At 70.2% G+C, this 12,932-nt stretch carries 15 protein-coding genes; 11 read left to right on the forward strand and 4 right to left on the reverse strand.

Annotation, left to right across the window (positions count from 1 at the left end; genetic code table 11):
- The first annotated feature begins 74 nt into the window (after positions 1 to 74).
- The 11 genes from argJ (at position 75) to AC0L5F_RS01165 (ending at position 9,010) form a co-directional block, all read left to right on the forward strand.
- Positions 75 to 1,229 (forward strand): bifunctional glutamate N-acetyltransferase/amino-acid acetyltransferase ArgJ, encoded by a 1,155-nt coding sequence (gene argJ, locus AC0L5F_RS01115; RefSeq protein ID WP_473314763.1) that lies wholly within the window; start codon positions 75 to 77, stop codon positions 1,227 to 1,229.
- A 13-nt stretch (positions 1,230 to 1,242) separates the two neighbouring features.
- On the forward strand, positions 1,243 to 2,229 hold the full coding sequence (gene argB, locus AC0L5F_RS01120) for an acetylglutamate kinase (protein ID WP_473314764.1): 987 nt from the start codon (positions 1,243 to 1,245) through the stop codon (positions 2,227 to 2,229).
- A complete protein-coding gene (locus AC0L5F_RS01125) occupies positions 2,226 to 3,416 on the forward strand; it encodes an acetylornithine transaminase (protein ID WP_473314765.1) in 1,191 nt (396 codons plus the stop codon). Before argB ends, AC0L5F_RS01125 begins: the two co-directional genes overlap by 4 nt.
- A complete protein-coding gene (gene argF, locus AC0L5F_RS01130) occupies positions 3,413 to 4,333 on the forward strand; it encodes an ornithine carbamoyltransferase (protein ID WP_473314766.1) in 921 nt (306 codons plus the stop codon). The genes AC0L5F_RS01125 and argF overlap by 4 nt, the downstream gene beginning before the upstream one ends.
- Positions 4,330 to 4,866, forward strand: a complete 537-nt coding sequence (locus AC0L5F_RS01135; RefSeq protein ID WP_473314768.1) for an arginine repressor — start codon at positions 4,330 to 4,332, stop codon at positions 4,864 to 4,866. Before argF ends, AC0L5F_RS01135 begins: the two co-directional genes overlap by 4 nt.
- On the forward strand, positions 4,866 to 6,269 hold the full coding sequence (argH, locus tag AC0L5F_RS01140) for an argininosuccinate lyase (protein ID WP_473316122.1): 1,404 nt from the start codon (positions 4,866 to 4,868) through the stop codon (positions 6,267 to 6,269). The genes AC0L5F_RS01135 and argH overlap by 1 nt, the downstream gene beginning before the upstream one ends.
- 126 nt (positions 6,270 to 6,395) lie before the next feature.
- Positions 6,396 to 7,037: a peptidylprolyl isomerase gene (locus tag AC0L5F_RS01145; RefSeq protein WP_473314769.1), complete on the forward strand. Its 642-nt coding sequence runs from the start codon at positions 6,396 to 6,398 to the stop codon at positions 7,035 to 7,037.
- 67 nt (positions 7,038 to 7,104) lie between these two features.
- Positions 7,105 to 7,524, forward strand: coding sequence for a VOC family protein (locus AC0L5F_RS01150; RefSeq protein ID WP_473314770.1), 420 nt, complete (start codon positions 7,105 to 7,107; stop codon positions 7,522 to 7,524).
- Positions 7,524 to 8,081: a DNA-3-methyladenine glycosylase gene (locus AC0L5F_RS01155; RefSeq protein WP_473314771.1), complete on the forward strand. Its 558-nt coding sequence runs from the start codon at positions 7,524 to 7,526 to the stop codon at positions 8,079 to 8,081. The genes AC0L5F_RS01150 and AC0L5F_RS01155 overlap by 1 nt, the downstream gene beginning before the upstream one ends.
- A gap of 33 nt (positions 8,082 to 8,114) precedes the next feature.
- Positions 8,115 to 8,690, forward strand: a complete 576-nt coding sequence (locus AC0L5F_RS01160; RefSeq protein ID WP_473314772.1) for a hypothetical protein — start codon at positions 8,115 to 8,117, stop codon at positions 8,688 to 8,690.
- A 14-nt stretch (positions 8,691 to 8,704) separates the two neighbouring features.
- A complete protein-coding gene (locus tag AC0L5F_RS01165) occupies positions 8,705 to 9,010 on the forward strand; it encodes a hypothetical protein (RefSeq protein WP_473314773.1) in 306 nt (101 codons plus the stop codon).
- A 15-nt stretch (positions 9,011 to 9,025) separates the two neighbouring features.
- Here the strand turns inward: AC0L5F_RS01165 and AC0L5F_RS01170 are convergent, their stop codons facing one another.
- The 4 genes from AC0L5F_RS01170 to AC0L5F_RS01185 are packed head-to-tail and all read right to left on the reverse strand — an operon-like array spanning position 9,026 to position 12,871.
- Positions 9,026 to 9,976 carry an SDR family oxidoreductase gene (locus tag AC0L5F_RS01170; protein WP_473314774.1) on the reverse strand — a complete coding sequence of 317 codons (951 nt, stop codon included), beginning with the start codon at positions 9,974 to 9,976 and terminating at the stop codon, positions 9,026 to 9,028.
- Entirely contained in the window at positions 9,973 to 10,887 is a 915-nt protein-coding gene (locus AC0L5F_RS01175; protein WP_473314775.1) for a bile acid:sodium symporter family protein, read from the reverse strand. The genes AC0L5F_RS01170 and AC0L5F_RS01175 overlap by 4 nt, the downstream gene beginning before the upstream one ends.
- Positions 10,884 to 12,182: a flavin-containing monooxygenase gene (locus AC0L5F_RS01180; RefSeq protein ID WP_473314776.1), complete on the reverse strand. Its 1,299-nt coding sequence runs from the start codon at positions 12,180 to 12,182 to the stop codon at positions 10,884 to 10,886. The genes AC0L5F_RS01175 and AC0L5F_RS01180 overlap by 4 nt, the downstream gene beginning before the upstream one ends.
- 38 nt (positions 12,183 to 12,220) lie before the next feature.
- Positions 12,221 to 12,871 carry a DsbA family oxidoreductase gene (locus AC0L5F_RS01185; RefSeq protein ID WP_473314777.1) on the reverse strand — a complete coding sequence of 217 codons (651 nt, stop codon included), beginning with the start codon at positions 12,869 to 12,871 and terminating at the stop codon, positions 12,221 to 12,223.
- Between the last annotated feature and the right edge of the window lie 61 nt (positions 12,872 to 12,932).

Consider the following 12,932-nt stretch of genomic DNA (forward strand, 5'->3'; position numbering starts at 1 on the left):
ACTTTCCGTGGCCTGCTGGTAAACCGCAGGCCGGTCGACCGCACGCCGGTCACCCCCACGACGGGAGCCGCGTCATGAGCGTCACCGCAGCGCAGGGATTCAGGGCTGCCGGAGTGGCGGCTGGGCTCAAGAGCACCGGAGCGCCGGACGTGGCCGTGGTCGTGAACGACGGTCCCCGCCAGTCGGCCGCTGCGGTCTTCACCAGCAACCGGTGCAAGGCCAACCCGGTCCTGTGGAGCGAGGAGGCGATCAAGGGCGGCAGCGCCAAGGCCGTCGTGATCAATTCCGGCGGCGCCAACTGCTACACCGGTGCCGACGGCTTCGCGATCACGCACCGCACCGCCGAGCTGGCCGCGGAGAAGCTCCAGGTCGGAGCGATCGACGTGCAGGTGTGCTCGACCGGACTGATCGGCCTGCTCAACGACCGTGATGCTCTGCTCGGAGGGGTCGGATCGGCCATCGACGCCCTCAGCGCCGACGCCGGACACGCTGCGGCGACCGCGATCATGACGACCGACAGCGTCTCCAAGGAGGCCGTGGCTCGCAGCGACGCGGGCTGGACCGTCGGTGGCATGGCCAAGGGTGCGGGGATGCTCGCCCCGGCGCTCGCCACGATGCTGGTCGTCATTACCACCGACGCCGACGTCGACTCGGCCACCGCGGACGCGGCACTGCGTGCGGCCACCGCTGCGACCTTCGACCGCCTCGACTCCGACGGCTGCCAGAGCACCAACGACACGGTGCTGCTGATGGCCAGCGGCGCGTCCGACGTCACGCCCGAGGCCGACGTCTTCACCGACGCCGTCACCGAGGTCTGCCGTGACCTCGCGCTGCAGCTGCTCGCCGATGCCGAGGGTGCCGACCACGAGATCGCGATCAAGACGGTCAACGCGGCCTCGGTCGACGACGCGCTCGAGGTGGGTCGCTCCGTGGCCCGCAGCAACCTGTTCAAGTGCGCGATCTTCGGCAAGGACCCCAACTGGGGCCGCATCCTCGCCTCGGTCGGCACCACCACGGCCGCGTTTGACCCGGCCGACCTCGACGTCGCCCTCAACGGCGTGTGGGTCTGCCGCAACAGCGGGCCGGGGGAGTCGCCCGACTCCATCGACCTGACCGACCGCGCCGTCTCGGTGACGATCGACCTCAAGTCCGGCGACCAGTCGGGCACCATCTGGACCAACGACCTCACCCAGGCCTACGTCCACGAGAATTCCGCCTACTCCAGCTGACATGAGTGAAGACATGAGCAACGACGCCAGCCCCGACTTCCCCGATCCCGATCACGAATGGCATCCAGAGGACTGGAAGAAGGCGACGGACAAGGCCGTCACCCTGGCCCAGGCCCTGCCGTGGCTGAAGCGCTACCACGGCAAGGTCATCGTGGTGAAGTACGGCGGCAACGCCATGACCGACGAGACCCTCAAGCAGGCGTTCGCCGAGGACATCGTCTTCCTGCGGCTGGCCGGCTTCAAGCCGGTGGTGGTGCACGGCGGTGGCCCACAGATCAGCACGATGCTGGACCGCCTCGGGATCGAGTCCGAGTTCAAGGGCGGTCTGCGGGTCACGACGCCGGAGGCGATGGAGGTCGTCCGGATGGTGCTCACCGGCCAGGTCGGTCGCGAGCTCGTGGGCCTGCTGAACCAGCACGGTGATCTCGCGGTCGGACTGTCGGGTGAGGACGGCGGCCTGTTCCGCGCCGAGAAGGCCCTGCCGGTCATCGACGGCGAGCCCACCGACATCGGTCTGGTCGGCGAGGTCGTGGGAGTGCGCCCCGAGGCGGTGCTCGACCTGATCGAGGCCGGCCGCATCCCGGTCGTCTCCACGATCGCGCCCGACGCCCACGGTCAGGTCCACAACGTCAACGCCGACACGGCAGCTGCTGCCCTGGCCGTCGCGCTGGGAGCGGACAAGATGCTGGTGCTCACCGACGTCGAGGGGCTGTACGCCGACTGGCCGAACAGCACGGACGTGATCGGCGAGATCAGCCCCGAGTCGCTCGAGGAGATCATCCCCGGCCTGGCGACCGGCATGATCCCCAAGATGACGGCGTGCCTGAAGGCCGTGCAGGGCGGAGTGAACCGAGCCACCGTCATCGACGGGCGCACGCCGCACGCCGTGCTCCTGGAGATCTTCACCGACGAGGGTGTCGGCACGCAGGTCGTCCCCGGCGTCGAGACCCGCATCCGCACGGCTCTGTACACGACGAGCGCCACGGCGGACGACTCATGAGTCAGGCGCCCCTGGGCTCGACCCAGCAGTGGACCGACCGCTACACGCACGCGGTCATGAACACCTTCGGACCGCCGCAGACGGTGCTCGTCCGGGGTGAGGGCTGCTACGTGTGGGACGCCGACGGCAAGCGTTACCTCGACCTGCTCGCCGGCATCGCGGTCAACGCGCTCGGACATGCCCATCCGGCGCTGGTCGGAGCCGTCAGCACCCAGATGTCGACGCTCGGGCACGTCTCCAACTTCTTCGCGACCGAGCCGCAGGTCAGCCTGGCCGAGAAGTTGTTGTCGTTGGTCGGGCACGAGGGTCGCGTGTTCTTCGCCAACTCCGGTGCCGAGGCGAACGAGGCCGCCATCAAGGTCACTCGCCGCACCGGCCGCACGAAGATCGTCGCGACCCACGGGTCCTTCCACGGCCGCACCATGGGCTCGCTCGCGCTGACGTCCAAGGAGGCGTACCGCTCGCCGTTCGAACCGCTGCCGGGCGACGTGCTGTGGGCGCCGTACGGCGATGCCGAGGCGCTCGCAATGGTCGTCGACGACACGGTGGCAGCCGTGGTCGTGGAGCCGATCCAGGGGGAGGCCGGCGTCATCGTTCCGCCGGACGACTACCTGCAGAAGGTGCGGGAGATCACCCAGCGGCACGGCGCACTGATGTGGGTCGACGAGGTGCAGAGCGGGATGGGCCGCACCGGCGAGTGGTTCGCCCACGCTCCGTCGGGCGTGGTGCCCGACCTCATCACGCTGGCCAAGGGCCTCGGCGGCGGTATTCCGATCGGTGCCTGCGTGGCGCTCGACGACGCCGCCACCTTGCTGCAGCCGGGCAACCACGGCACGACCTTCGGCGGCAATCCCGTCGCCACCGCTGCTGCGCTCGCGGTGATCGACACCATCGAGTCCGAAGGGTTGCTCGCCCACGTGGTCGAGGTGGGGGAGCGCATCCGATCCGGTCTGGTCGACCATCCGGCCGTGTCGGCGGTCGAGGGTCGCGGTCTGTTCCTCGGCGTCGTGCTCACCGAGCCGAGGGCCGCCGACGTCTTCAAGGTCGCCCTCGGCCGCGGCCTGATCGTGAACGCGCCGACACCGGACCGGCTGCGGCTGGTGCCGCCCCTGGTGCTGACCGGCGACCAGGCTGACGACGCCGTGGCGATCCTGCGCGACCTGCTCACCGAGATGACCGGCTCATGAGGCACTTCCTGCGCGACGACGACCTCAGCCCGGCGGAGCAGGCCGAGGTGCTGGCCCTGGCCGCCGAGCTCAAGGCCGATCCGTACGGCCGTCGCCCTCTCGAGGGCCCCCAGAGCGTCATCGTGATGTTCGACAAGAGCAGCACCCGCACGCGGGTGTCGTTCGCCGTCGGTGTCGCCGATCTCGGCGGCAACGCCGTGGTCCTGGACACCCAGTTCACCCAGGGCGGGCGCGGCGAGAGCGTCGCGGACACCGCCCGTGTGCTCGGCAGCATGTCGAGCGCCATCGTGTGGCGCACCTATGCGCACTCGGGGCTGCAGGAGATGGCGGCCAACGCCGGTGTGCCGGTGATCAACGCGCTGACCGACGAGTTCCACCCGTGCCAGATCCTGGCCGACTGGCAGACCGTCATCGAGCGCAAGGGCGCCCTCGCCGGACTCACCGTCGCCTACCTCGGCGACGGGGCCAACAACATGGCGCACTCGTACCTGCTCGGCGGGGCGACGGCCGGGATGCACGTGCGCATCGGTGCTCCCGCCAGCCACCAGCCCGACGCAGGTGTGTTCGCCGACGCCGAGAAGATCGCTGCGGGGACCGGCGGGTCGGTCTCGGCCACCACGGACCCGGCAGCGGCCATCACCGGCGCCGACGTGGTCGTCACCGACACCTGGGTGTCGATGGGGCACGAGGCCGAGAAGGAGGCGCGGCTCGCGCTGTTCGGCCCCTACTCGGTGACCTCGGAGGCGATGGCCCTGGCCGACCCCGAGGCCGTCGTGCTGCACTGCCTGCCCGCCTACCGCGGTCTGGAGATCGCGGCCGACGTCATCGACGGTCCGCAGAGCGTGGTCTGGGACGAGGCCGAGAACCGCCTGCACGCCCAGAAGGCGCTGCTGGTGTGGCTGCTGGAGCAGGCATGAGCATCCCCGCGACGAAGGCCGCTCGGCAGCAGCTCATCATCGACCTGCTGGGACGGCACACGGTGCGGTCGCAGGGTGACCTGACGGTCCTGCTGGACACGCACGGCGTCACGGCGACGGCGTCGACCGTCTCGCGTGACCTGGTCGAGCTCGACGCGGTCCGCGTGCGACACAGCGACGGGTCCCTGGTCTACGCGGTTCCGGCTGAAGGCGGCGATCGCACACCGCGTTCGGCCGAGTCCACCGAGGCGGCCCAGCACCGACTCCAACGGCTGGCCCGCGACGTCCTGGTGTCGGCCGAGGCCTCGGCGAACCTGGTGGTGCTCCGCACGCCACCCGGTGCGGCGCAGTACCTCGCCTCCACGATCGATCACACGGCGCAGCCCGATCTGCTCGGCACGATCGCCGGCGACGACACGGTCATGCTCATCTCCCGTGAGCCGGACGGTGGCGCCGCGATCGCCCGCCGCTTCCTCGCGCTCGCTGATCTGCCGGTCGATGCCCAGCCGGCCTCTGACAGGCTGGGATCGTGATGTCCGACGCAGGTGACGAGCAGAAGACCAGCCTCTGGGGCGGGCGGTTCGCGTCCGGACCGTCGCCGGAGCTGGTCGAGCTGTCGCGCTCCACCCACTTCGACTGGCGGCTGGCGCCCTACGACCTGGCGGGGTCCCGCGCCCATGCGCACGTGCTCGCTGCGGCCGGTCTGCTGGGTCCCGACGACCTCAACGCGCTGATCGCCGGCATCGACGCCCTCGCAGGTGACGTGGAGTCGGGCGAGTTCGGCCCGCAGCCGGGCGACGAGGACGTGCACACGGCTCTCGAGCGTGGGCTGATCGAGCGCCTCGGACCCGAGCTGGGAGGCCGACTACGGGCGGGCCGTTCGCGCAACGACCAGGTGGCGACGCTGTTCAAGGTGTACCTGCGCGACCACGCCCGCGTGATCGGCCGGTTGGTGCGCGACCTGGTGGCCGCGATCGCCGACCAGGCCGAGGCGCACCTGGGTGACCCGATGCCCGGGCGCACCCACCTGCAGCACGCTCAACCCGTCCTGCTGTCACATCATCTGATGGCGCACGCGTGGCCGCTGGTGCGCGACCTCGATCGCCTCACCGACTGGGACGACCGGGTCGCTGCTGACTCGCCCTACGGCTCGGGCGCGCTGGCGGGGTCGTCGCTGGGTCTGGATCCTCGCAAGGTCGCCGCCGACCTCGGGTTCACCGACTCCACCCCCAACTCGATCGACGGCACGGCTGCGCGCGACTTCGTGGCCGAGTTCGCCTTCGTCATGGCCCAGATCGGTGTCGACGTCTCCCGGCTCGCCGAGGAGATCATCATCTGGAACACCAAGGAGTTCGACTTCGTCACGCTGCACGACGGGTATTCCACCGGGTCGAGCATCATGCCGCAGAAGAAGAATCCCGACATCGCGGAGCTGGCTCGCGGCAAGGCGGGTCGTCTGATCGGCAACCTGTCGGGCCTGCTGGCGACGCTCAAGGCGCTGCCGCTCGCGTACAACCGCGACCTGCAGGAGGACAAGGAGCCGGTGTTCGACTCGATCGACACCCTCGAGGTGCTGCTGCCCGCCTTCACCGGCATGGTCGCCACGTTGACCTTCCACACCGAACGCATGGCCGAGCTGGCGCCGCAGGGCTTCGCGCTCGCCACCGACGTCGCCGAGTGGCTGGTGCGCCAAGGCGTGCCGTTCCGCATCGCGCACGAGCTGTCGGGTGCCTGCGTGCAGGCGTGCGAGCAGCGCGGCATCGAGCTGTGGGACCTGTCCGACGACGACTTCGCCGCGATCAGCCCACTCCTGACGCCGCACGTGCGTGAGGTGCTGACGGTCGAGGGATCACTGTCCTCGCGTGACGCGCGCGGCGGCACCGCCCCGGCGCGGGTGACCGAACAGGTGGCCGAGCTCCGCTCGCGATTGGGTTGAGTGCTCCGCTCGCGATTGGGTTGAGTGCTCCGCTCGCGATTGGGTTGAGTGCTCCGCTTGCGATGGGGTTGAGCGCTCCTCCCGTCCACCACGGCGTCGTGCGGGCCGCTCGGTAGGCTCGTTCGCATGCGATCTCGCCTGCTCTTCGTGCCCCTCACGCTCCTGCTCGTCTCGGCCCTCACGTCGTGCGGTTCCGACGACCAGCCGGCGTCCGACTCGTCGGGCTCGGACACGGCTGCCTCGGGGACCTGCACGTACGTCAAGACCGGCAACGCCTCGAAGGAGGCCACCCTGCCCCCGGCCGAGCCGGAGAGCGTCGACAGCCTGACCATCGCGACCAACCGCGGCGACATCAAGGCGACCCTGCTGCCCGACAAGGCGCCGTGCACCGTCAGCTCGTTCGCGTCGCTGGCCAAGCAGGGGTACTTCGACGGCACCAAGTGCCACCGGCTGGTCCCCGGCTTCGTGCTGCAGTGCGGCGATCCGTCGGCCACCGGCTCGGGCGGGCCCGGCTACTCCTTCCCCGACGAGCTGGACGGCTCGGAGACCTACCCGGCGGGAACGCTCGCCATGGCCAACTCCGGGCCCGACACCAACGGCTCGCAGTTCTTCATCGTGCTGGCCGACGCCGACCTGCCGCCGGACTACACCGTGTTCGGATCGGTCGACGCCGCCGGGCTGAAGGTCGCCCAGGAGATCGAGAAGGCCGGCAACGGCCCGGACGGGGTCTCGCCCGCCGAGGACGTCATCATCACGTCGGTCAGCTGACTATCGCTGGAATCACCCCGCGAGTGGCGCACCATGGTCGCCTGACGGACCGGAGCGAGGAGGACCAGTGACCGACCACCCCGTGCTGATGCACACGGCGCTCGACGCCACCGACGCCCGGGCGCTCGCCGAGTTCTACCGCGAGCTGCTGCACCTGCGATACCGACCGGGCGACGAGACTGCGGCTCACGGCCCCGACGACGCGGACTGGCTGGTGCTCGTCGACGCCGACGGCCGTCGCGTGCTCGCGGTGCAGCAGGTGGCGGTCCTCACCCGGTGCACCTGGCCCTCCGAGGACGTGCCGAAGCAGCTGCACCAGGACTTCGCCGTCGACGACGTCGAGGCGCTGGAGCGGCACCGCCGTCGCGCCGAGGCGCTCGGTGCGGTCGTGCTGCTGGATCGGACCGACGACGACGACGAACCGCTGTACGTGCTCGCCGACCCGGCGGGCCACCCGTTCTGCCTGCTCGTCAGTCCGGGCGAGTAGTGACAGACGACGTCACGTCGCGGGCGAGGTCCCTGCTCGGCCGGACGCTGCACGGTCACGGCGTCGCGGTGCGGATCACCGAGGTGGAGGCGTACGGCGGCATCCACGATCCGGCCTCGCACGCGTTCACGCGCACGCCGCGATCCGAACCCATGTACGGCCCGCCGTGGCACCTGTACGTGTACCGCTCCTACGGCATGCACTGGTGCGCCAACGTCGTCACGGGCCCGACCGAGACCGCCTCGGCGGTGCTGATCCGCGCTGGCGAGGTGATCGGGGGGCTCAAGCTCGCTCGCGAGCGCCGGGGCGGGGTCGCCGACGTCGGACTGGCCCGCGGACCGGGCAACCTCGCGAGGGCGCTGGGCATCACCGGTGCGGATCTCGGCACGCCGCTGCTGGAGCCCGGCGGGGTCAGCCTCGGTCCCCAGACGGCGTCGGTCGAGGTCGCTGCGGGCCCGCGGGTCGGCGTGTCGAAGGCCGCTGACGTCCCATGGCGATTCTGGATCGCCGGCGATCCCACCGTTTCTGCCTACCGTCGCAGTCCTCGCGCCTCTTGACACGCGTCGATTGACGTACGTCATGCTCTCGCCATGAACGTGCGTGCGCGAGCCGCTGCGGCGGCCGCGATCTTCTGGCTTGCGGCAGGCTGCTCGGGCGGGTCCGACGGCGAGTCGGAAACTGAACCCGCAGCCTCGGCCAGCCCGACGTCGACCCAGACGGCCGAGGCCACCGGCGGTGACACCGCCTGCCTGCTCGGCCGCTGGTACCTCGACACCGGCGACTACGCCGCCCAGGCGCTGACCTACCTCACCGGACTGGGCATCCCGATCACCGACCTGCAGATCAGCGGCACCCAGATCCTGGACTTCAACGAGAGCCCGTTCATGAACGTCGCCACGGATCTGCAGCTGGACGCCGTCGTGGCCGGGCGATCCCTGTCCACCACGTCGCAGAGCGCCGGCGGTGGAGAGTGGGGCTGGAACGGCGACAGCGACTCCGACATCGGCGTCGACGACTGGGCCTGGACGGTCGAGCCGTCGGCAGCGCCGGACGGGTCGCCGCCGCTGCTCGATCCCTCGCAGGGGGTCAGCGTCACCTGCGACACGGACACGCTGACCGTCCAGGGTGACGGCGCCCCGCTCACCGGGGTGTTCGTGCGCCGCTGACCTACGCTGGAGACATGACCGCCACCTACGAGCCCGTCGCGGCCGACGAGATCTACACGTCGGCGCTCGAGCCGCCGCCCCGTAGGCGGGGCACGCGCCTGCTCTGCTCGGCGCTCGACCTGTGGTGCGCCATGACCGGCGGGATGCTCGAGCTGACGTCGTCGGGCGACGTCGTGGTGCGGCGGCGCAGCGATGCCGGCGAGGAGCTGCGGGTCGCCGGCGGGGCCCCGGGTGTCTCGTTGTCGCTGCTCGAACAGGTCCGCAGCGACCTCGTCGCGATGAGTCCTGACGAGTTCCGCGCCGAGTGGGGCATCGGCTGACGCGTCCCGCGACGCTCAGGCAGTCGCGTCCGGGTGGCTGGCCACCCAGGCGTCGAACGCCTCGGCCGAGGTCTTCGACGGCACGTGGCCGAACCGGGACTTCAGTCGCGAGTTGTCCAGAACGGGCCGGAACTGCAGAAACTTCGTCTGCTCCGGACCGTACTGGCTGAGCCGCAGCGGATGCAGCACGGCCAGCGCCGAGCGCAGGACGATCTCGGGGATCGGCAGGGTGCGCTTGCCCAGACGTGCTGCGATCTCGTCGATCGTCAGTGCTCCGTCGCCGGCCACGTTGAAGATGCCGGTCACGTCGCCGGTCACCGCCGTGACGACGATCGCCGACAGGTCGGCGTCCCAGATGAACACGAACGGCGAGTCCGCGCCGGCGATCTTCAGCAATCGCCGCCGACGGAACAGGTCGGTGATCTGGTTGTCCACGCGCTCGCCGAGGATCGTGCCGATGCGCAGGACCGTCTGCTCCAGCTCCGGATGATCCGCCCGTACCGCGGCGAGGTGCTCCTCGACCTGCCGCTTGTGCCTGCTGTAGGCGAAGGCGTCGTTGCCGCGCATCGGCTCGTCCTCGGTGATCCAGGCGGGGGAGTCGGCGTGGTAGCCGTAGGCGGCGCCGCTGGACGACACCACGAGGCGTCGGACTCCGTGCGCCAGGGCCGCGTCGACGACGTGGCGCGTTCCCTCGACGTCCACGCGGCGGGCGATCTCGTCGGTCATCCCGGGCGGTGGGTTCACGATGGAGGCGAGGTGCACGATCGTGTCGATCCGGTGCTCGGCGACCACCGCGCCGACCTGGGCGGCGTCCGTGACGTCGAGCGTCACCTCCTCGACGCCGGCGCGCGGCGACTGCGGCGGTCGGACGTCGCCGGAGACCACGGCGTCGACCTGCTCGACGAGCGCGGGGACGACCGACGATCCGAGGAATCCGGAGCCCCCGGTCACCAGCACGCGGGTCACGCGGCCACCGCCTCCCGGACGGGCCGGCGAGCCCACATCGTGGCAACCACCAGCCCGGCGATGATGTCCCAGATGCCCCACCAGGCAGCCACCAGGGCCATGCCACCGAGTCCGTCGAAGAACGTGAACACCAGCAGCAGTCCGAAGCCGGCGTTGCGGATGCCCACCTCGAACGTCATGGCGCGGGTGGCGCGGTCGGGCAGGCGGCTGACCCTGGCGATCGACCAGCCGAGCGCCAGAGCGAGCGCGTCGTGCAGGAAGACCGCGAGCAGCACGATGCCGATGTAGTCGACGAAGATGTCCCAGTTCTTCGCGACACCGATGACGATGATCGCCGCGAGCGCGAGGAAGGCGACCTTGCCGACCACCGGGTGCGCGCGCTCGGCGAACCGCGGCCACACGCGGGCGATGCCCAGCCCGAGGACGAACGGGATGCCGATGACCAGCAGGATCTCGCTGAGCATGTCCCACGGTGTCACCTCGATCGACTCGAGGAACGTCTTGCCGGTCGGGTGCAGCCCGCCCCAGAACGCGAAGTTGATCGGCAGCAGGAAGATGGCCAGCAGGTTGCCGACCGCGGTCATCGACACCGAGAGAGCCACGTCGCCCTTCGCGCGGTGGGTCAGGATGTTCGACACGTTGCCTGGCGGGCAGCAGGCGACCAGGATCATCCCGAGTGCCACCGACCCCCGAACGTCCAGGATCAGGGTCAGCACGAAGGTGATCGCCGGCAGCAGCAGGAACTGCCCGCCCACGCCCACCGCCATGGCCAGCGGACGCCGCAGCGCCGCACGGAAGTCCTCGATGCGGGTGTCGAGGGCGATGCCGAACAGGATGGCCGCGATGACGATCTTCAAGGTCGTGAGCGACTTCTCGTCGAAGGCGATGCGGATGGCGTCGACGTCGGTCATGCGGTCAGCTCCTCGATCGTGCGGCGCACCAGCGTGCGGTAGGCGTCCTTGTTGACGTAGTACGACATCCGGTCGATGCCGAGGTAGTGGTAGCCGCCGCTCAGGTCCGGACGGGGGCCCTGCACGGCCGCGTCGATGCGTGCGGCCCGTGCCGGGTCGTCGCGGCGGGCGGCGAGGTAGGCCGAGACCAGGTCGGCCTGCTCGTAGCGTCCCTGCCAGCCGATGCCGGAGGCTTCGAGCATGCCGAGCACGAACAGGTTGCGGTGCTGCGACGGGAAGATGTTGAGGTACAGGTCAGGCGCGCCTGCGCCGGGTGCCCAGTCCAGCAGCTCGCGATCGATGAACGGGTAGTGGAGCCGGTAGCCGGTGGCCAGCAGCACGAGGTCGTACTCGCCGGAGGTGCCGTCGCGGAACTGCACGCGCGGCCCGTCGAACCGTTCGACGTCGGCCCTGATCTGCAGGTCGCCGTGGCCGAGGTGGTGCAGGATCAGCGAGTTCACGATCGGGTGCGACTCGTAGATCTTGTGGTCGGGCTCGGGGAACCCCAGGCGCACCGGGTCGCCGGTGAACAGCTTGAGGATGCGCCGGTCGACCGCCTGCTTGATGCGGGCGGGCAGCGGACGGCCTTGGTTGAGGGTGTCGGCCGGCTTGCCGAAGACGTACTTGGGCACGAAGTGGTAGCCGCGGCGCACGCTCATGTCGACGTGTGCCGCGTGGTGCACGGCGTCGACGGCGATGTCGCAGCCGGAGTTGCCAGCGCCGACGATCAGGACGCGGCGGTCCGTCAGCTGCTTGGCGGAGCGGTAGGCGCTGGTGTGGATCACCTCGCCGTCGAGCTTGCCGTCGAACGTCGGTACGTGCGGTTCGGACAGCGTGCCGTTGGCGATCAGCACGCCGGCGAACCGCTCGGTCGTCTCGCTTCCCTCGCACCTGCTGGTGACCTGCCACCCGTCGCCGTCGGGCTCGACCCGGGTCACCTCGGTGCCGAATCGGATCCGGTCGCGCAGGCCGAAGGCGTCGGCGAAGTCGGCGAAGTACTCCTTCAGCTCGCGGTGGCTGGGGTAGTCGGCCACGTCGTCGGCCATCGGGAACTCGGTGAACTGCGTCGTGGTCCGGCTCGAGATCAGGTGGGCCGACTCGTACATCGTGCTGCGGGGACCGTCGATGTTCCACAGGCCGCCCACGTCGTCCGACAGCTCGAACCCCACCCACGGGAGGCCGCGGCGGTCGAGGTTGCGAGCGGCAGCCAGACCGCTCGGGCCTGCTCCGATGATGGCGAAGGTGTCGTCGGTCACACCGGCAGTGTGCCGGGTCCTCGGTGTCAGATGCAGTGTCAGGTGTCGGAGGCGGCCCTGCGGAGCGCGTCCTCGAACACCGCTGACTCCTGGGCCCCGGACACCGCGTAGCGCCCGTCGAGCACGAAGAACGGCACGCCGCCGATGCCGTACTCCACGGCCTGGTCACGGTCCGCCTCGACCGCCGGCTCGTAGGTTCCGGCGCTCAGGGCCGCCACCACCTCGTCGCGGTCCAGGCCGATCTCGGCAGCCAGATCGGCGAGCTCCTCGACCCGGCCCACGTGCCGGCCCTGCTCGAAGTACGCCGACAGCAGCCGCTCCTTCATGTCCAGCTGGCGTCCGTGCTCCTTGGCGAGGTGCAACAGCTGGTGCGCCAGCCGGGTGTTGGTGTGCTGCAGGGCGCCGAAGTCGTAGGCGAGCCCGTCCCGGGCGGCGAGATCGGCCATCTGGGCGTTCATCTGCCGCGCCTGGTCCACGGGCACGCGCAGGTGCTGGGCGAGGAACTCCTCGGACGTGCCGTCGAACTCCGCAGGGGCACCGGGGGAGAGCTCGTAGGAGTGGAACTCCACCTCGACCTCGCCACCGTCCTCGGCGAAGGCGGCCACGGCCTTCTCGAAGCGCCGCTTGCCCAGGAAGCACCAGGGGCAGGCGATGTCGGACCAGATGTCGACCTTCACGGGAGTGCTCACGCTGACCACAACGTGACGGGCGGTCATGGGTATTCCGCGGCACCGCCGGGGGTATGCTCAT

It is taken from the genome of Aeromicrobium sp. 10G20-16, assembly GCF_055809665.1.

Bases quoted from the DNA above. Each gene is read 5' to 3' on its own strand.
- argJ (WP_473314763.1), top strand. From the start codon at position 75: ATGAGCGTCACCGCAGCGCAGGGATTCAGGGCTGCCGGAGTGGCGGCT.
- AC0L5F_RS01175 (WP_473314775.1), bottom strand. From the start codon at position 10,887: ATGACCGACGTCGACGCCATCCGCATCGCCTTCGACGAGAAGTCGCTC.
- AC0L5F_RS01165 (WP_473314773.1), top strand. From the start codon at position 8,705: ATGACCGCCACCTACGAGCCCGTCGCGGCCGACGAGATCTACACGTCG.
- AC0L5F_RS01145 (WP_473314769.1), top strand. From the start codon at position 6,396: ATGCGATCTCGCCTGCTCTTCGTGCCCCTCACGCTCCTGCTCGTCTCG.
- AC0L5F_RS01160 (WP_473314772.1), top strand. From the start codon at position 8,115: ATGAACGTGCGTGCGCGAGCCGCTGCGGCGGCCGCGATCTTCTGGCTT.
- AC0L5F_RS01125 (WP_473314765.1), top strand. From the start codon at position 2,226: ATGAGTCAGGCGCCCCTGGGCTCGACCCAGCAGTGGACCGACCGCTAC.
- argB (WP_473314764.1), top strand. From the start codon at position 1,243: ATGAGCAACGACGCCAGCCCCGACTTCCCCGATCCCGATCACGAATGG.
- argF (WP_473314766.1), top strand. From the start codon at position 3,413: ATGAGGCACTTCCTGCGCGACGACGACCTCAGCCCGGCGGAGCAGGCC.
- AC0L5F_RS01135 (WP_473314768.1), top strand. From the start codon at position 4,330: ATGAGCATCCCCGCGACGAAGGCCGCTCGGCAGCAGCTCATCATCGAC.
- argH (WP_473316122.1), top strand. From the start codon at position 4,866: ATGTCCGACGCAGGTGACGAGCAGAAGACCAGCCTCTGGGGCGGGCGG.